Genomic DNA, 18,422 nt, shown 5'->3' on the forward strand with positions numbered 1-18,422 from the left:
GCTTCTGTGGAGTTCAAGCTTCGATAAGCCCCCTACTACGTTATACACCCACGTAGCAGTCAGATCATTAGACAACGTTCCGCTTAGATTCTGCCTAACTCGAACACTCTAATTGCATTTTGTGCAACTAAAAGGTTCCCTTTCACCTCAACAACTCGGTTTAACTGTATTCCGTACACTTATATTCTCTGATTAACTCCTAGATTGTCATTTTCTCCATTTTTAGTTGCACAAAGTACAATTAATCCTAAATAAACCCTACACCATGATAAATAGCTGCATAAAGTGCAACTAAAGCCACCTCTAACACCATTACTCATTACTCATTACTCATTACTCACCACATCATACTTTATCCTTTGAGGAAATCGAGGCACATTACGAAAAAGTTTTTTTACTATTCGTATGCTGGGAAGCAGGAGCACGCGGAAGCAATAGTGCAGGATGTGTTTGTGCGAATATTATCAATTTAGACATGAAAGTGAAATGTGCGATATTGTCTCAGCCTTGCCGCGAGTGTTTCGCGAGGTTATTCCTTTGGCCGTATCCGTAGGGAATGCTACATTAAATAATTCATCATAAGAAGACAAAAAAAACTGTCACCCACCGATATCCATTGCCGGGTGACAGTTTTTACGTACCTTTTGAACGAATTAGTGTCCTTTCCGGCGATTGCTAAGCCACAACGGAAATCGGAATACAAAATTGATAAACAAAACTACAAATACAAGTACGGCTGCTGACTTATCCGCAATTTGACGTGCATCTTCGACAATCGCCTCGGATTGTACATACCATAGATGCACAGCCAGGGTCTCACCCGGCGAGAAGAGATTAAAGTCCCACATTTCTCCTGAGGTACTGAGACCAGCGGTAAGGATAATAACCGCAGACTCCCCGAAGGCGCGTCCAGCAACGAGACAAATCCCAGTAACAATGGCAGACATTGCAACAGGCAGGACTACCGTGCGGATCACGTGGAATTTAGTCATCCCAAGCGCATAACCAGCCTCGCGGATCTCCCCGGGGACAGCACGTACCGCTTCCTCTGTCACTCGCGCAAGCATAGGTAGATTCAGCAGTGCCAAGCTGACGCCTCCGCCAAGAATCGTCAGACCGATATCGAAATATTCCGCAAAAATCGCGAGTCCGAGCATACCGAACACAATCGATGGTACCGATGACAGAGATTCTACGCAAATACGTAGTGCGCCTGTAAATTTATTGTCTGGTGCATATTCAGCCATATAGATTCCCGCACCCAAACCGATTGGAATGGAAATAAACAGCGAGATGAACAAAATGTAAAATGAGTTGAACAACACCGGGCCAATCCCGCCACCCGGATCAATCTCTTCAGGCTGTTTTATCAAGAAGTCAGGTCGAAGTGCCGGTAGACCTTTACTAAGAATCGTGAAGAGCAGCCAGAAGATCAGCAGCATGACTAAAGCCCCAAGCGTATAAAACCCTATGGTTGCAATTTTATTGTTTCTTTGAGCCCGCGCTGTATGCTTTGTACTTGCGAATCCGTTCACGCTGCATCCCTCCTTTTTCTACCCAGCACGCGGATGATCAGAATTAATACAAATGATATTACTAGCAGGAGAAATGCCATCATATGTAGCGCATAGTTCCATGTAGAGTCAAACTCTACATTGGAGATTTGCATAACGATGTTACTAGTCAGCACCGATGCTGGCGTGAATAACGTCTTCGCCAATTGCGGTGTATTCCCGATAACCATAACTACAGCCATCGTCTCACCCACAGCACGAGTCATACCCAGAATAACCGCAGAGATAATCCCCCGGCTAGCCGCAGGCAGTATTACACGCATGATTACCTGTAAACGGGTAGATCCAAGCGCATATGCAGCATCCCGATATTTGCGCGGTACAGAGACAATGGCATCATCACTGATTCGGCAAATCGTTGGCAGCACCATTAATGCGAGCACAAGCGCAGCAGCTAACAAGCCATCGCCTAGGCTCTCCCCACTAATTCTGCGCAAGAAAGGAAGTAATACCGTTAAGCCTATATATCCGTAAACAATTGAAGGAATACCTACCAATAAATCTAGCACTGGACGGATAAAAGTCTTCATCCATTTTGGAGCAATCTCTGCACAAAGTACTGCCATCCCTACCGAAATAGGAACTGCAATCAGCAGCGTTAATGCAGTTAGTGAAAGTGTATTTACAATGAAGGCAGCCGCTCCAAAAGAATCCTCTTCCGGCGTCCAGTTAAAGGAAAAGAAAAAGTCCGCAGGCGAGAGATGGCCGAACAGAAGCATAGCCGTTTTGCCGATAAATAGAATTACAAGTCCAAGCACAAAGCAAAGCGCAAGAATGCTGAATAAAAAATAAAACTTAAACAATTTGTTGCTAAACAAATGTCTACCATGACGTTTGGGATTAGCGCTAACCTGCGTTACGCTCTCTTTTCCCCTAGTTGCCAAGCCTTGGACTGGTGCCCCCATACTTTCCCTCCTGTAAGCGGCCACCCCCGTATCAAGATCGGAGCTGGCCGCTGTTACCGTTCAATATGATCTTTAGATGTTATTAGCCCTTCATTGCTGCGATCGGAATAAATTTAAGCTTTTTCAGGGAACCTTGTTGGAACTTCTTGCTTTGTACGTATTCGATGAATTCTTTTGTAGCACCAGTAGGTTGGCCTTTAGTCATGTAGTAACCATAAGCCCAGATCTTATAAGATCCATTGATTACGTTGTCTGTAGTAGCAGCTATACCGTTGTGTTTAACAGCTTTTACGTCGCCACTTACATATACAAGGTCGATATAACCGATAGAGTTAGGAGTTGTTCCTACGGCAGTCTTCATGTCACCGGATGAACCTGTTTCTTTGTAGTTCTTAGCCTTTTTAACGATATCTCCGCCATCCAAAGCTTTAGCTTGATAGTTAACGCGTGTACCGGAACCGAAAGAGCGAGTGATAACCACGATGTCAGCATCTGCACCGCCTACTTCTTTCCAGTTCGTGATTTTACCTGCGAAAATACCTTTAAGCTGTTCAGTTGTAAGGTTATCTACACCAACATTTTTGTTAACGATTGTAGCAAAAGGAATAACTGCTACTTTGTTTGCTACTTGACCGTCAAAAGCTTTGAAGCCTGGTACGTCGATGCTAGCATCCCAGTCGCAAGCGCCGATATCAGCGATGCCTTTTTTAACAGCTTGAGGTCCAGTTACTGAACCTTTACCTGAGGCTGCGATTTTCACTTTAGGGTGCAGCTTTTGGAATTCTTTTGCCGCTTGAAGCGTCAATGGAAGAAGTGCGGTTGAACCGTTAACTGTGATTTTACCTTTAAGTGAATCGGCTGCTGCTGCAACCCCTGCGAAAGATGCGGTTACCGCAATTACAGCCGTTAGAGCCGTTACTGTTAGCTTTTTGAAAATCTTCATTTGTATTATTTCTCCTCTCGGCTCTACGCCGTTAAAATATGATTAGGGATATTTATTATTTCGACAGTTGCAATGCTTTACCGCCTTGAACCACCCATACACCGCCATCACTTACGATAGCAAGCTTGCTTCCATCATTCGAAACAGCAACTTCAGATACATCTTCAGTGGAGCGGTACAGCTCAGTTTTTGCACCTTTACTATCGATGGAGTAGACTACTGTGCTTCCGTTTGCCGCTGTACCCGCTACAACCAAGCCATTGTTAACGCCAGTGGACCAAGTTACTTCGACATCAAGTGCAAGGTTACTGCTTGTTCCGTCTGCTTTGATAACCTTCAGTGTGTTAGCCGCATTGCCATCAGAATCTGCGCTCAGATATACGACGCTACCATCGGCTGAAATTTCAGGGTATAGCTTGTTATCCGGTGTAGTCGTAAGTGCAGCAGGCTTAGCATCTTTTGTAGCAAGATCAAGCTTGTAAAGCTGCTCTCCAGCAGAGCTGAAGTCTACAGTAAGAGAATCTTCTGTGCTGTCCGCATCGTTTTTAGCAACACCCGTCAAGTTAACGATATAAACGGCGCTCTTTTGGTCAGCGGAAATGCGCAGTTCGGATTTATTTTCTACTTTGTCTGCCAATACGGATTTAACTTCACCAGTGTCTACAGAGATTTTTGCGATTTTCTCCTGCTTGTCACCTTGGATAAAGTAAATACTTTTACCATCGTTCGACCAAACCAGATCTGTTTTTACACTATTGTCAGTACCAAGTGTCTTAGTAGCTCCGCTAGACAGGTTAATCAGATTCAACAAACCAGTCTCATCATTGAAAGCTCCCCACTGCCCATCCGGCGATACTGCAAAATCCACCGCACTGTCATTCGACGAAAATACTTCATAGTTACCTGGCTCTGTGCTGAACTTGATAAGTTGAGCAGATTCAGCATCACTTTTGTTCGCAATCAGACTTCCAGCTGCTGTCCAGTGCAAAGTATCAAACAATCCTTCAGGACGAGCAAAGCTTAGAATCGTGCTAGCGTCAGCATCCAGTTCTCCACCTAATGCATAAACTAACTTTGAAAGCTCTACATAGGTTTTACCGTTATAAAATACTGGAGCAACTGTGAATGTCTCGGAATTACCATCTACTTGATAGCTCTTTGAGCCTGTTTTGAGCTTCACATTATGTAATCCTTTGCTGTCATTAAGTTCAAACCCGCCAGCTCCAAGTACTAACTTAGCTCCAATTTCACCAGCTACCTGATTCAGCGAGTACAACTTGTAACCACTGCTATTAATGGTGTTAAACACAATCGGCGTACCATTTACATTCCAAGTGGCTGTACCTTCTTTAACTGCTGTTTTTGCAGCGGTTTGATTGGTAGCCACAGATTTTACATTACTGCCGATGCTAGCTGCAGATACACTCCCAACGCCTACAGTTGCAAGAAGTGCTGAAGCCAACGTTGCGCTAATCCATTTACTGTTTTTCAATTAGATTCACCCTTTTCGTATAGGTAACTGCTAATGTCATTTTCGTCTACAATTGTCAACTCTGTTGCAGAGGAATGTTATGGAAATATTAACTATAATTATTTTTTTGAAAAAGTAGGTATATTAGCGTACTAGACTGCTAAATTCAGATAAACCAAATGGACTAGACACGAAAAAGCCTCATGGGGGATAGCTCTGCGGGGTGCAGTAGCTTTTACTCCATGAGGCTTTTTGTAAATGTGATCTACCCTAACTCTTCATTTAAATGCTTTTCCAACGTTCTCCGTACAGCTCCTGGGCCTTTCAGCATCTCGTAGAAGTAACTTTCAATCTTGCTACCCAGACCGATTTCATATAACGGTACACCAAAGATCTTCTCATTTTCTAGAATTCTATGCACATTAGAGGTCGAATCTCCCAAAGTCACTCCCTGCAGATGCGCTTGAAGTGACTCCATTAACGGATCGGGACTTAGCTCAAATGAATTCCCTTCATCATCCACTCCGATCAAATAGCGGCACCAAGCAGCAATTGCTAGTGGAATCGCCGTCAATTCAGCTGGATGAAGATCTTCGCGTTGTACATAGGATTTGATCGTTTCCCCATAACGAATGCCTATCTTCTGCGACGTATCTGTCGCAATTCGCTGCGGGGTGTCTGGAATAAATGGATTCGCCAATCGCTCTTGCAGCACTTCATCCAAAAACTGCTGTGGACGTAGAATGATAGGATCTACAACTACAGGCAATCCTTCCTTATACCCAATCCGCTCGACTAATGTACGTAGGGTCTGATCCTGCATCTCATCCGAAATCTGTGTGTAGCCTAGTAGACAGCCAGTGACCGCTAATGCAGTATGCAAGGGGTTTAGACAGGTGGTAACTTTCATCGTTTCTACCCTGTTCACGGTCTCACGATCTGTGAATATAATGCCGGCTTCTTCTAATAAAGGTCGCCCATTCGTAAACTTATCCTCAATGACCAGATATTCACTAACTTCTGCGTTAACAAAAGGCGCGGTATGAGCGTTCCTCGAGGTAATAAGTATATCCATGCCGCCAATCCCCTGCTCCTGTAAAGCATTACGTACTACCTCGGATGGACGTGGTGTGATTTTATCGATCATCGACAAGGGGAATGTTATGTGACTCTCGTCTTCGAGGTACGCAACAAAACCTTCCTCCACAATCCCTTTCGCAGCCCATGCCTTGGCGATTGTAATCACGCTATTTTTCAACATATCCCCATTGTGCGAACAGTTATCCATACTGACAAAAGTCATCGGATACTGCCCCTTAAGATATCGACGGTACGCTAGAGAAGCGATCACACTCATGCTGTGGGATGGCTGCTCTGGCCCTTGCTCCATATCCTTCTTCACGATATCAAGGTACATTCCATCAGGACCGGTCAAGGTATAACCTTTCTCTGTAATGGTGAAGCTGGCCATCTGCAGGCTCGGGTTTTCAAAAATTTCAACCAAACGGCAGTAATCCTCCGCTCGATTCTTGTTTGCCATAATAGCTTCGGTAATGCTGCTAATGACCTTTTTTGTAAACTCACCACTCGCATTCATTAGTACGAGAAGTGTTAAATGATCATGTGGTTTATAAATCTTGTCAATCAGCTCGTAGTCAGAGGAGGTAGCGGCAATAATACCTGTATCTGCTTTTCCAAGCTCCAACAGCTTCTGGTGAGCATTCGCAACAAATCCCCGAAAAATATTTCCCGCTCCAAAATGAACCCATTCCGGCCTAACGCGCGTATTCTCCGCCACCTGCTTATAATCAAACTGAGGAAGCTCCACGTCAGCGTCCTTCCATGCCTCTGCACATGATTGAATACTCTCTCTTGTCAGAAGCAGCATTCACTTCACCCCCATCGTATTGTCGAGACTGTCCCATACACCAAGTAAATACATGATCCCCATTGCTCTATCGTACAGCCCGTACCCCGGGCGGCAAGTCTTCTCTTCACCCCACAAATGACGACCATGATCTGGACGCACATACCCCGTATATCCATTCTCATGATACGCTTTAACAACCTCTGCCACATCCACACTGCCATCCCGTCCACGATGAGACACCTCAATAAAATCTCCGTTCTCAAAAACCTTAACATTTCGAATATGAGCAAAATGAATGCGATTACAGAATTCCCGAATCATAGCCGGCAGATCGTTCTTCGGATTCGTACCGAGCGACCCAGTGCAGAAGGTTAATCCATTATACGGACTATCTACTGCGTCAAGTAAACGACGGATCGTATCACGGCTGCGGACAATGCGGGGCAAGCCAAAGATCGGCCAAGCAGGATCATCGGGATGAATAGCCATTTTGATATCGACTTCTTCACAGACAGGAATAATGCGCTTCAGAAAATAGACCAAGTTCTCGAACAGCTTCTCTTCCGTTACATCTGCATAAGCGACGAATAGCTCATCGAGCTTCGCAAGACGCTCCGGCTCCCAGCCAGGCATCGTAAATTCGCCGGCCCCCTTGAGAATACGATTCACCATGTCGCGCGGGTTCTCATTAATGGCCGCATTTTCATAAAAAAGAGCATTCGAGCCATCTGGCAATTCCTTGTACAGCTCCGTCCGAGTCCAGTCAAAGATAGGCATGAAATTGTAACAGATCACTTTAGTACCGACCTTGGCTAGCTTCCGTATGGTGTCTATGTAAATATCGATATATTTATCACGCGTCGGGAGTCCAATCTTGATATCATCATGGACGTTCACACTCTCTACTACGGCAGTGCTAAACCCTTTGCTCGTAATTTGATCCGCTACTTTTTGAATGTCATCCATTTCCCACACTTCGCCCGCTACCTTATGATGTAGTGACCAGACAATACCCATTACCCCCGGAATTTGCCGGATATGATCAAGCGTAATGTTGTCATTGCCTTCTCCATACCATCTCCATGTCATTTTCATCTAGATAAAACCTCCTATAATTTCATATGTCGAGATCTTGTATACAAGATAATATACTCAAATATTAGATTTAAATAATACCTTTTGTCAATGACATAAAATCAATAATCACCAATCTTGTATACAAGATTAATAAAATATATAATGAAATCACTATCTTATTTCAGGATCCCGTTTCAGATATCAGCATTACAAATTCAACGGCAATGGAGACGCAACCTCATGTCCACCAAAAATGATATTTTGAACCTATTAAAGCACGAAATTCTTAACCTAACACTAAAGCCTGGATCCATTCTAAGTGAGACCGTGTTATCCGAACGGTTTCAGATATCCAGAACACCTTTGCGCGATGTACTAAAGCAGCTATCACTAGAGTCCTATATTGATGTGTATCCGAAGAAAGGGAATCTGGTTTCATACATTGATTTGGAATCTGTCGAGCAAATGATTTATTTAAGAAGTGTTTTGGAAAAAGATATTATCAAGGGTCTATGCGGTAGCCTTACTCTTAAAGGAATTATAGAACTTAAAAAGAATCTAGAAGAGCAAAGAAATGCCATACATCAAGAACATGCCACTGAGCTCTTTTTTTCTTTGGATGACGCCTATCATAAGACGTTATTCACATTAGCAGGACATGAATTTTTGTGGGAGCAAATTAAGTTCTCCCATGTGCATTATGAAAGATATCGACGCTTGCATAACCTAAAGCAAGAAAAGCTGGAGAAAATTTTGAGCGAGCATCACATGATCCTGGATTGTATGACAAACCATGAACCAGACAAAGTGGATGAGCTAGTCCAGCATCATTTACGTGAAGATATGAACTCCTTATACTTACTGGAGAATTTTGCAGATTATATTAAAGCGTAATAACGTGTATGAACAGAGCCAACTTAAAACTAAAAGACCGCCCCATGCAGCCAAAATCATGGCTTTTGGGACGGTCAACCAATCATGCGGGAGATCGACGGGATGGAAATCCAAGGACTCAGCATTCGTCACTTCTAAAGTACTCTTGGCGAATTCCCAGCCCTCATTAAATAATCTTTTCTGATTCAAGGTGTATCTTCCTTTCTTCTCATAGGATTATGAAACAAAGGGATGGAGCAACAGAAGGAGTGGCCCTGCTGGACACACTCCTCCTACTGCTAATATTTAGTATATTGTACGTTGATGCTGGTCTGTGATACCGCTTTTTCGATAGAAATACGTATTGATGATATCTCTCCACTCGCGGGCATGTAGTACCTGTTCATGCAGACGGTCTGCCACCTGCCCAAACCTGCTGCCATCCATTTTCCCCTCAAGGGATTGCCACTTCTCTTTCAGCCCTGCTGCGCGATCCACGCCATCAAAATGCGTATCATAAATATGCTGGATGACCGTTTTACCAGATTTAAGAGTATGCGTATACGGTACATGATGAAAGAACAGTAATAGCTCATCTGGACATGTAGCTACCGATTCATACAAATCTACATTCGCTCCTTGATACTGAGCAACATATCCCGTACCCGTCTTTATTGTCCGGTCTACGCCAATCCCTTGTAAGTCTGCAAAATGATACGTTCCCCATTTCGAATATTCATATCCATCCACATTTGGACCGTAATGATGATCTGGATTGACCATCCAGCCTACGCCAAGCGGCGAAGTATAAGATTCATAGATATGCCAAGAGGTTAACAAGATCTCACGAATCGTGACTATTAACTGCTCATCCTCTGCACCGAATGTGAGCATAATCCATTCCTTCGCGATTTGCTCTGCACTTAATTCCGGATTCCAAGCGAGACGACCGTAACCATACAGATTGGCCTGCGCTAATAAATGCCCCGTCCAGTTATGATCATTGCCAATATTTGAAACAGCAGCGAAGCCGCTATATTTATAACCATACATGGATCCATCAACAACCCGTTTCACCGATGACTCCGAATCCGTTGCGTAAGTATTAAAATCAAGAACTTCCTTCCATTGAGGGACGAGGTAGCAGACATGACGCTGTTGGCCTGTGTATTCCTGTGTAACCTGAAATTCAATCATCATATTCGTATGCTTCATGGCACCGAACAACGGAGACACACCTTCCCGTACTTGAAAATCCATCGGTCCATTCTTCACCTGCAAAATAACATTATCCATGAATCGACCATCTAGCGGTTTAAAGTGATCATATGCCGCTCGTGCACGATCGGTGGAGCGATCCCGCCAATCCTGCTTGCAATTGTAAACGAAGCAGCGCCAGATGACGATTCCCCCGAAAGGCAATAAAACTTCAGCCAGCATGTTCGAACCTTCTGCATGATCACGATCATAAGTGAATGGACCTGGACGATTCTCTGAATCAGCTTTTACGAGGAAACCGCCGAAATCTGGAATCAATTTATAAATTTCTACCGCCTTTGCCTTCCACCATTGGCGTACATCAGAATCTAACGGATCAGCTGTATTCAATCCACCGATTTCGATCGGGCTAGCATAGTTAATACTTAGGAACAGCTTCACCCCGTAGGTACGGAAGATATCGGCAATCCTCGTGATGTCAGGAAGATAGCGCTCCGTAATAAACATCGTTTCAAACCGATGTACATTGACATTGTTTATAGCAATCGCATTGATTCCTATCGAAGCGAGCATTCTCGCATAATCTTGCAATCGAGCAAAGTCCTTAGTGATTTCGTTGTCTGAGTAAAATATGGACTTCCCTGCGTAACCACGTTCGATGCTTCCATCGACGTTATCCCATTGATTCATCATGCGGAGCGTATTTACCGGCTGATCCAACATATCCAACGCCTTAATCGATTGACCCGTTCCAAGCAAGCGTAGGAATGCAAATACACCGTACAGTAAACCCACGGGTGTGGAAGCACCAATTGCAATACAGTCCTTCTCCGTGTTTGTTCGAATGGCATATCCTTCTGATCCAATTGCTGTCCTTGTAGCCTCGCTAAAGGTATGCGTAATCAACGGATGATTACTATCAAACGTACCGATTGCAATACAAGCTTGTTTATCTTTATCCTGAGATTCAGCAATGGTAGCTTCTATATCGAGCATTCCTTGTATGCCACGTGTTAGTTCTTGCACAGCACTTATGATCACTGGATGATCTTGTTTGACTGTCCAGATGTTATAGCACCAAGGAGAATAGCACTCTCTTACTGCACTCGATTGAATATATGGATATTCGAGCCAAGCTTTATACCCTGCGTTATGTAATTCTGTCTTTTGTTCTGCCATAATTCGGTGTCCTCCATTAGTGAGTAAGACTTTTTAATCTAGATGTTGCTAGCTGTGCAATGGTTCTCTTATACTTTTGTAAACGATAGGTTATCCGCATCCCTACTAATAGGAGGAACACGAATGTGACGTACCATGAGCAGCAGGACTTACAACCGTTCCATCTCTATTTTGTATATAAAAGAACAAGTACAAATACAGACGACTATCAAGGTACATTCCATGCTCATCAGGGTGTTGAAATTCTTATTGTTCATGAAGGTAAAGGGACGCTGATTATTGATCAAAATAGCTATGAAATAAAGCCAGGGATGATTTGTATTTTCCAGCCGTATCAACTGCATCATATTCAAATTGAAATTAATGAGGCGGTTCCGTTCGTGCGTTCGATCGTGCATTATGAGCCCAGCATATTTAAAGCTTATTTTGAAAAGTGGCCCATCCTACAAAGCTTTTTCAATCATATTCACAGCGGCAATTCTGCCTCACCTCGATGGTATGAACAGCAGGACCTGCAATCCCTGATAGCTCTTCTGAAGGATCTGGATAAAGCGCTTCCAACTTTGCACAAAAATGATTTCATGGAAGAGGTCTCATTGTTTCTCATCACGTTCCTACGTACTTTAAAGCCGCTTTGGGATACACAGCAGAAGCCGGCCTCCATGGAACAATTGCTTCGTAAACCACATCAGGCAGAACGTATTATGGAATGGCTACAGCTGCATTACAAGGAACCTTTGCGGCTCGATCAAATGAGCAAGGATCTACATCTTTCACCCCATCATTTATCCCACTTGTTCAAGGAATGTACAGGCAGCAGTATTTCCGATTATTTAACGGTCAAAAGAATGCAGGAAGCCGTTCATCTTCTGACTTCAAGCAAATACACAGTTGCACACATCGCCGAGGAAGTGGGAATTACAAATTGCTCTCATTTTTGCAAATTGTTCAAAACCCATTTCGGCACAACGCCTAATCAATTTCGGAAGCAATGGCATTTGCATCATTGAGTTGTCGAACATCCCAGCTGTATTCCTTATTAACATCATATCAAGTTGGTTCGTGAGCAGGTATTCGCATCTTGTGCAAAAATGCCGCTACTTTGCGATTTACACCTAATTGTAAGTTAGTTTCAAGTAGCGGAAATCTAGCACTTTACATTTACTGGATTCCGGAGCACAATAATGAGTGAGCGCTCACTCATTATTGTTGTGCAGAGCACTCAGTAACACCACTTTGTATCCCAGACTATTCAGAATCGAGGAGATGAATATGGGTTCGGAAGTTCCAGTCATTTCAGTGAGCCATGTTAGTAAAGCCTTTGGAGACAAACAGGTGCTCGAAGATATTTCACTTCAAGTGGAGCGTGCGGAAACCTTCGGCATACTAGGACCCTCTGGCTCCGGAAAAACAACGTTAGTAAAGCTGCTTACAGGTATCGATGAGGCGACCTCAGGTGAGGTAAAGGTGCTTGGTGTTACCATGCCTAAGTTATCCATGCTGCAGCAAATTGGATACATGGCTCAATCTGATGCCCTATATACAGAACTCAGCGCAAAAGAAAATCTGGAGTTCTTCGCTGCGCTATATGGACTAAAAGGTGCGGAGCGCGGCAAACGCATCAAAGCTGTTATGGAACTAGTAGATCTTCAGGAGCATCTGCGCAAAAGAGTAGATCAATACTCTGGCGGAATGAAACGCCGCCTATCCCTGGCGATTGCGCTGCTCCATGAGCCTCCGCTACTTCTTCTTGATGAACCAACAGTAGGTATCGATCCTGTACTCCGACTATCCATCTGGAAAGAACTAAAAGCTCTGAACGAGAAAGGTACCACGATTGTACTCACTACGCATGTCATGGATGAAGCTGAGAAATGTGATCGCCTTGGAATGATCCGTGATGGCAAGCTGCTTGCCGCCGACACACCTGCCGGATTGCTTGAAGCCACTGGCTCAGCTTCTATTGAAGAAGCCTTTCTATATTATGGAGGTGTCCGTTCATGAGAATCCGAGCGATCACCTTACGGATTTTGCGACAATTTATTCATGATAAAAGAACGATGGCCTTAATGTTCATTGCACCGCTCATCGTTCTAAGTTTAATGAGCTTGGTATTCAACGGGGACGCCTATGAGCCAAAAATCGGAGTATCCGGTGTGCCACTAAATATCTCAGCTGCGTTAAAAGAAGAAAATACCACAATTAAAGAGTATGCCAGCGAAGAGCTAGGGAAAAGTGCTCTAGTAGAAGGAAAGATTGACGCTTTGATCACTTTGGACGGAAACGTTGGGAATTCAGGAGTCATCCCTCAAGTGTTGTTAGAGGGGAGCAACCCTACAGCCAACAAGGCGGTAATTATGACGCTTCAAAAGCTTTCTCAGAAGCTCCTTCCAAGTACAGAGAAACAGCTGCAATTACAGCCCCAGATCAGCTACTTATACGGTTCTGAGAATATGAAGACGATTGACCGCTTCGGTCCGATTATGATTGGTGTATTTGTTTTCTTTTTCGTATTCCTGATTGCCGGTGTTTCTTTCCTGCGAGAGCGGACTACAGGCACCCTTGAACGTTTACTTTCCACTCCTTTAAAAAGATGGGAGATTGTGCTCGGGTATGTATGTGGTTTCGGCATTTTCACCGTATTCCAAGCGCTGTTGATCTCATGGTTCTCTATTCAGATTCTTGGCATTATGATGACGGGAAGCTTTGGTTACGTAATGCTGATCACCTTACTCCTGTCGATGACAGCTTTGACGCTGGGCACGCTATTATCTGCTTTTGCAGCCAACGAGCTACAGATGATTCAGTTCATCCCGCTTATTATCGTGCCACAAGTTTTCCTCAGCGGACTGTTCCCACTCGACACCCTACCGCTATGGCTACAGCACATCGGCTACGCAACCCCAATTTATTATGGATCAGAAGCGCTTATGAACATCATGATCCGCGGCAAAGGATGGAATTCCATCGCTCTGGATGTCTATGTACTGATCGGATTCTCACTATTATTCATGGTGCTGAATGTATTGGCACTGCGCAAACACCGGAAAATGTAGCCTCACTAAGAACATTCATCGGTTGAACGGAATGAACCAAGTTTGGAGGATAATTGTAATGAAAGAACATGATTCTGCGGAACAAAATATAGAAGAGCAGTGGATTGAAGAGCTGCTGGCCATAAGTGAAGAGGATAAACTGACACCGAAGCAGATTTCCATTTTGCATGCGGCGATTGAGGTGTTCTCCGAAAAAGGTTACGCTGCTGCTGCGACTAGTGAAATTGCTCAAAAGGCAGGCGTAGCAGAGGGTACGATTTTCCGATATTACAAAACCAAAAAAGATTTACTGCTCTCCATCATTGGCCCTACCATGAGTCGTATGCTCGCTCCTTTTGTACTGCGGAATTTCAACGGGGTACTCGATGTTCCCTATGACAGCTTTGAAGAATTCCTACGATCATTTATCGTCAATCGTCTGGAGTTCGCCCGTAGAAATTTTAAAATGCTAAAGATTCTGATACAGGAGATTCCTTTTCAACCGTTGCTCAGAGAACAGTTCGCAGAAAATATTCTAAGCAAGGTGCTGGAGCGCGTCATCGAAATTGTTGAACACTTCAAGGCAAAAGGTGAAGTCATTGAATTACCCACACCCGCTATTCTACGTTTCACTATTTCATCCATTGGTGGGTATTTGCTTAATCGCCTGCTGCTACAACCGGAGAAGGACTGGAACGATGAGGAAGAGATTAACCTGACGATCCGTTTTATTATGCACGGGATTAGTGGAGTAGCAGCCCCTATTTGATGCGCACGCCCGTTCTGTTATCATAAGGACTATATAATAATCGGACTTTTCGAAGAACAAGTTACGAGGAAGGAATTATGTTATGGGCTTTAGTGTGACAGAACGGGTAATTAAGCTGCTGTGCGGCAAGTCTATTTTTGAAAAAGGATTGGCTTATTACCAGTCTGGAAGCGTAGATATAATAGATATTGAAGAACGTAATGAATCCATCCCAGATCTGCCCCGCTCTCGTTATGAAGCGCTCGTTCAAGGGGGCATTGGCTACGAAGTCATGGTTGTCATCGATATCGACGGTGATGTCACGGCAGAATGTACTTGTCCTGCTTACACGCATGGAGGGCCTTTCTGCAAACATATCGCAGCCGTACTGATCAGCATTGATGCCCTTGAAACTGCTGGAGAACGGCCAGCTCATACTGGAACTTCCAGCCATTCTACTATTGAAGATACTGGAGTCTTAACCCCACGTAATGTTACGGATTCTACGCGAGACATGGGAGGAAGGTCCAGAGACCAGCATCTGGTGAGCAGCCTGCTAGGCATGTTCAGTAACCATAAGCCGCGTCCGAGCGGTACTGGGGCTTTTGTAGATAATAGGATCCCTTTAAATGTCGAGTTCATCTGCAAGCCATTCACTTACAGCTATAGCACTACCATGCTGGGAATAGAAATGAAAATCGGCTCGAAACGACTATATGTCGTTCATAAAATAAGAGGTTTTCTGGAACGTGTACATCTTGGAGAAACCTTCGAATTCTCGAAGCATTTCGTCTATGACCCTGCCATTCACAGCTTTCGGAAGGAAGATAACATCGTTCTTCAGAAGCTAATTGAAATTGTCTTCAATGAAAAAATGTATCGCGATAACGTCACTAACTACTCTCCATATGGTGGCAACCTGGGGGGAGATCGCCTGCTGGCTATCCCTCCTTTTTTCTGGGAGACGCTTCAGCCCGCACTTACACAGGTTCAGTCGGTATATCTGCAACAAGAAGAGGTGTTGTACGAAGGCATTCATATGTCTAATGAAGCACCGCCCCTTAGCTTTGCGTTCGAACAAGCCGAAGGCGAAGGCTACCATCTGGATATTCAAGGACTGGAGCAGATCTCAGTTCTGGAAGATTACGGACTCGTGCTGTCTGAAGGTAAGCTGTTGAAGCTAACTGCTCAGGAATGCATGCGCCTATCTGAGATGAAAAAAATGCTGGAATCCTCTCGTCGAGATGGCATCGATATTGCCCCCGAACAAATGGAGCCCTTTATGGACAAGGTTATCCCTGGTCTAAAAAAACTGGGAAACGTGCATATTGCCGAATCTATTGCTGATCGAATTGTGCAACATAAGCTTATAGCCAGGCTCTATCTGGACCGCGTGAGAGATCGACTGCTCGCCGGGCTAGAGTTTCAGTATGGTGACATTATCATCAATCCTTTGGATGAAAAAGCCCATGTTCGCGGTACGGACTTGATTCTTATACGCGACGGTGAAGGAGAGGCCCGAATTCTGGAGCTGATGGAGCATGAATCCTTCGCCAAAACCGAAGGCGGGTATATTATGACGGATGAGGACGGTGAGTACGTTTTTTTATACCACACGATTCCGTTGCTTGAACCACTATTAACGGTCTATGCGACCACCGCTGTCAAAGAAAGACTATTCACGGGAACCACGCCACCAAAAGTGAGTATTAGTTGGAATGAGAAAACCGACTGGCTTGATTTTAAATTCGACATGGGTGGTATTCCCGAATCTGAGATTGTGATGGTCTTAAAATCACTTCAGGATAAACGTAAATACTACCGCTTGCCAGAAGGGGCACTGCTACCGCTGGAGAGCGAGGAGCTCCAAGAAATCATCACCTTTATGAACGAGATGGGCATTCGAGAAGGTGAGATTAAAGGTGCGCAATTTTCTTTACCAGTCGTTCGTGGGTTACACTTAACCTCTTCCGATTCTCAAGGTGACTCAGTCAAACTGAGCAGATCCTTTAAAAGATTACTTGCGAATATGCACAATCCTGAGAACCTTGATTTCCCAATACCAGAGAGTCTGGCTCCTGTGCTCCGGGATTATCAGCAGTATGGATTTCAGTGGCTGAAGACGCTGGCCCATTATCGTTTCGGGGGAATTTTAGCGGATGATATGGGTCTTGGCAAAACGCTGCAGAGTATCGCTTTTCTGCTCTCTGAGCTTCCGGATATTCGTCAGAGTGGTCTGCCCGCTCTTATTGTCGCTCCTGCCTCTCTGACCTACAACTGGCATAATGAGCTTAAAAAGTTCACGCCTGAGATTAAGGCTGTTATTGCAGATGGAAGCTTAACGGAACGCGGTCGGATTTTAAAAAATGCAGCGAAGGCGGATGTAATCATCACCTCTTACCCACTGCTTCGCAGAGATGTTCAGTTGTATGCTAAGAAATCTTTTCATACCCTGATTCTCGATGAAGCGCAAACCATAAAGAACCATACTACGCAGACCGCTCAAGCAGTTATGGCTCTTCAAGCCCGGCATCGTTTTGCACTTACTGGGACTCCTGTTGAGAATGCGCTAGAAGATCTATGGTCCATCTTCGGCACTGTGTTTCCCGGGTTGTTTCCAGGTAAGAAGGCTTTTCACGATTTGCCGAGGGAAACTATCGCTAAACGGGCACGTCCCTTTTTGCTGCGGCGCTTAAAGAGTGATGTGTTAAAAGAATTGCCTGAGAAAATCGAATCACTCCAAGCCTGTGAGCTGTTCCCTGAGCAGAAGAAGTTATATGTCGCTTATCTCGCCCGTTTGAAAAAAGAGGCGCTTAAGCATCTGACCCAGGATAGCTTCGGTAATAATAATCGGATTAAAATCCTTGCTGGTCTCACCCGTCTGCGCCAGCTATGCTGTCACCCGGCTCTATTTGTGGATGGGTATGAAGGAAGCTCCGCCAAGTTCGAGCAGCTGTTTGAAATCATTGAGGAATGCCGCAGCTCAGGTAAACGAATGCTAATATTCTCCCAGTTCACAGAAATGCTCGGTTTGATTGGACGAGAACTCGGATATCAAGGTATTCCATATTTTTACCTAGACGGTCAAACGCCTGTGTCTCAACGGGTAAATTTATGTAATCAATTTAATGAAGGAGAGCGTGATATTTTCCTGATCTCCTTAAAAGCTGGCGGAACCGGACTCAACTTAACAGGGGCAGACACTGTCATTCTATACGATCTATGGTGGAACCCTGCCGTCGAACAGCAAGCTGCAGATCGGGCTCACCGAATCGGACAGAAAAAAGTAGTTCAAGTCATTCGGCTCGTCACCCAAGGTACTGTGGAAGACAAGATGTATGAGCTACAACAGAAGAAAAGGAACTTAATCGATGAAGTGATCCAGCCAGGTCAGGAAGGGTTATCTACCCTTACAGAACAAGACATCCGAGAAATTCTGATGATCTAGGTGTAATGATGGTTGGAGAAAAATAGGGATATCCTTCAGCCAAACGGCTTTTCGGATATCCCTTTTTCTGTAGTAAATACG

13 protein-coding genes are annotated in these 18,422 nt (G+C 44.4%); 6 read left to right on the forward strand and 7 right to left on the reverse strand.

What is annotated here, in order from left to right:
* Window positions 1-653: 653 nt before the first annotated feature.
* The 6 genes from pstA to uxuA form a co-directional block, all read right to left on the reverse strand.
* Window positions 654-1,535, reverse strand: coding sequence for a phosphate ABC transporter permease PstA (gene pstA / locus NYE25_RS15205; RefSeq protein WP_341146280.1), 882 nt, complete (start codon window positions 1,533-1,535; stop codon window positions 654-656).
* Window positions 1,532-2,479 (reverse strand): phosphate ABC transporter permease subunit PstC, encoded by a 948-nt coding sequence (pstC, locus tag NYE25_RS15210; RefSeq protein WP_149645965.1) that lies wholly within the window; start codon window positions 2,477-2,479, stop codon window positions 1,532-1,534. The genes pstA and pstC overlap by 4 nt, the downstream gene beginning before the upstream one ends.
* Before the next feature lie 82 nt (window positions 2,480-2,561).
* Window positions 2,562-3,422, reverse strand: coding sequence for a phosphate ABC transporter substrate-binding protein (locus NYE25_RS15215; protein WP_042191274.1), 861 nt, complete (start codon window positions 3,420-3,422; stop codon window positions 2,562-2,564).
* A 55-nt stretch (window positions 3,423-3,477) separates the two neighbouring features.
* The gene (locus NYE25_RS15220) at window positions 3,478-4,914 is read right to left on the reverse strand and encodes a stalk domain-containing protein (protein WP_341146281.1); all 1,437 of its coding nucleotides are present in this window, start codon (window positions 4,912-4,914) and stop codon (window positions 3,478-3,480) included.
* A gap of 244 nt (window positions 4,915-5,158) precedes the next feature.
* Window positions 5,159-6,781, reverse strand: a complete 1,623-nt coding sequence (locus NYE25_RS15225; protein WP_341146282.1) for a mannitol dehydrogenase family protein — start codon at window positions 6,779-6,781, stop codon at window positions 5,159-5,161.
* Window positions 6,782-7,858: a mannonate dehydratase gene (uxuA, locus tag NYE25_RS15230; RefSeq protein ID WP_341146283.1), complete on the reverse strand. Its 1,077-nt coding sequence runs from the start codon at window positions 7,856-7,858 to the stop codon at window positions 6,782-6,784.
* 222 nt (window positions 7,859-8,080) lie between these two features.
* Here uxuA and NYE25_RS15235 point away from each other — a divergent pair, with 222 nt between their 5' ends.
* Window positions 8,081-8,734: a GntR family transcriptional regulator gene (locus NYE25_RS15235; RefSeq protein ID WP_341146284.1), complete on the forward strand. Its 654-nt coding sequence runs from the start codon at window positions 8,081-8,083 to the stop codon at window positions 8,732-8,734.
* A gap of 285 nt (window positions 8,735-9,019) precedes the next feature.
* On the opposite strand, the gene NYE25_RS15240 is transcribed toward NYE25_RS15235, so the two are convergent.
* The gene (locus NYE25_RS15240) at window positions 9,020-11,110 is read right to left on the reverse strand and encodes an alpha-glucuronidase family glycosyl hydrolase (protein ID WP_341146285.1); all 2,091 of its coding nucleotides are present in this window, start codon (window positions 11,108-11,110) and stop codon (window positions 9,020-9,022) included.
* Between the two features lie 125 nt (window positions 11,111-11,235).
* Between NYE25_RS15240 and NYE25_RS15245 the strand changes: the two genes are divergently transcribed.
* From NYE25_RS15245 to NYE25_RS15265, 5 genes are all read left to right on the forward strand, one after another.
* Window positions 11,236-12,120 (forward strand): AraC family transcriptional regulator, encoded by an 885-nt coding sequence (locus NYE25_RS15245; RefSeq protein WP_341146286.1) that lies wholly within the window; start codon window positions 11,236-11,238, stop codon window positions 12,118-12,120.
* A 262-nt stretch (window positions 12,121-12,382) separates the two neighbouring features.
* A complete protein-coding gene (locus tag NYE25_RS15250; protein ID WP_445667133.1) occupies window positions 12,383-13,114 on the forward strand; it encodes an ABC transporter ATP-binding protein in 732 nt (243 codons plus the stop codon).
* A complete protein-coding gene (locus NYE25_RS15255) occupies window positions 13,111-14,166 on the forward strand; it encodes an ABC transporter permease (protein ID WP_341146287.1) in 1,056 nt (351 codons plus the stop codon). The genes NYE25_RS15250 and NYE25_RS15255 overlap by 4 nt, the downstream gene beginning before the upstream one ends.
* A gap of 58 nt (window positions 14,167-14,224) precedes the next feature.
* Entirely contained in the window at window positions 14,225-14,914 is a 690-nt protein-coding gene (locus tag NYE25_RS15260; protein ID WP_339798300.1) for a TetR/AcrR family transcriptional regulator, read from the forward strand.
* A gap of 82 nt (window positions 14,915-14,996) precedes the next feature.
* The gene (locus tag NYE25_RS15265) at window positions 14,997-18,341 is read left to right on the forward strand and encodes a DEAD/DEAH box helicase (RefSeq protein WP_341146288.1); all 3,345 of its coding nucleotides are present in this window, start codon (window positions 14,997-14,999) and stop codon (window positions 18,339-18,341) included.
* Window positions 18,342-18,422 lie beyond the last annotated feature (81 nt).

Source organism: Paenibacillus sp. FSL E2-8871, assembly GCF_038000345.1.
Taxonomy (GTDB): domain Bacteria; phylum Bacillota; class Bacilli; order Paenibacillales; family Paenibacillaceae; genus Paenibacillus_AQ.

Bases quoted from the DNA above. Each gene is read 5' to 3' on its own strand.
- NYE25_RS15250 (WP_445667133.1), top strand. From the start codon at position 12,383: ATGGGTTCGGAAGTTCCAGTCATTTCAGTGAGCCATGTTAGTAAAGCC.
- NYE25_RS15225 (WP_341146282.1), bottom strand. From the start codon at position 6,781: ATGCTGCTTCTGACAAGAGAGAGTATTCAATCATGTGCAGAGGCATGG.
- NYE25_RS15260 (WP_339798300.1), top strand. From the start codon at position 14,225: ATGAAAGAACATGATTCTGCGGAACAAAATATAGAAGAGCAGTGGATT.
- NYE25_RS15255 (WP_341146287.1), top strand. From the start codon at position 13,111: ATGAGAATCCGAGCGATCACCTTACGGATTTTGCGACAATTTATTCAT.
- NYE25_RS15240 (WP_341146285.1), bottom strand. From the start codon at position 11,110: ATGGCAGAACAAAAGACAGAATTACATAACGCAGGGTATAAAGCTTGG.
- NYE25_RS15235 (WP_341146284.1), top strand. From the start codon at position 8,081: ATGTCCACCAAAAATGATATTTTGAACCTATTAAAGCACGAAATTCTT.
- NYE25_RS15265 (WP_341146288.1), top strand. From the start codon at position 14,997: ATGGGCTTTAGTGTGACAGAACGGGTAATTAAGCTGCTGTGCGGCAAG.
- pstC (WP_149645965.1), bottom strand. From the start codon at position 2,479: ATGGGGGCACCAGTCCAAGGCTTGGCAACTAGGGGAAAAGAGAGCGTA.
- uxuA (WP_341146283.1), bottom strand. From the start codon at position 7,858: ATGAAAATGACATGGAGATGGTATGGAGAAGGCAATGACAACATTACG.
- NYE25_RS15215 (WP_042191274.1), bottom strand. From the start codon at position 3,422: ATGAAGATTTTCAAAAAGCTAACAGTAACGGCTCTAACGGCTGTAATT.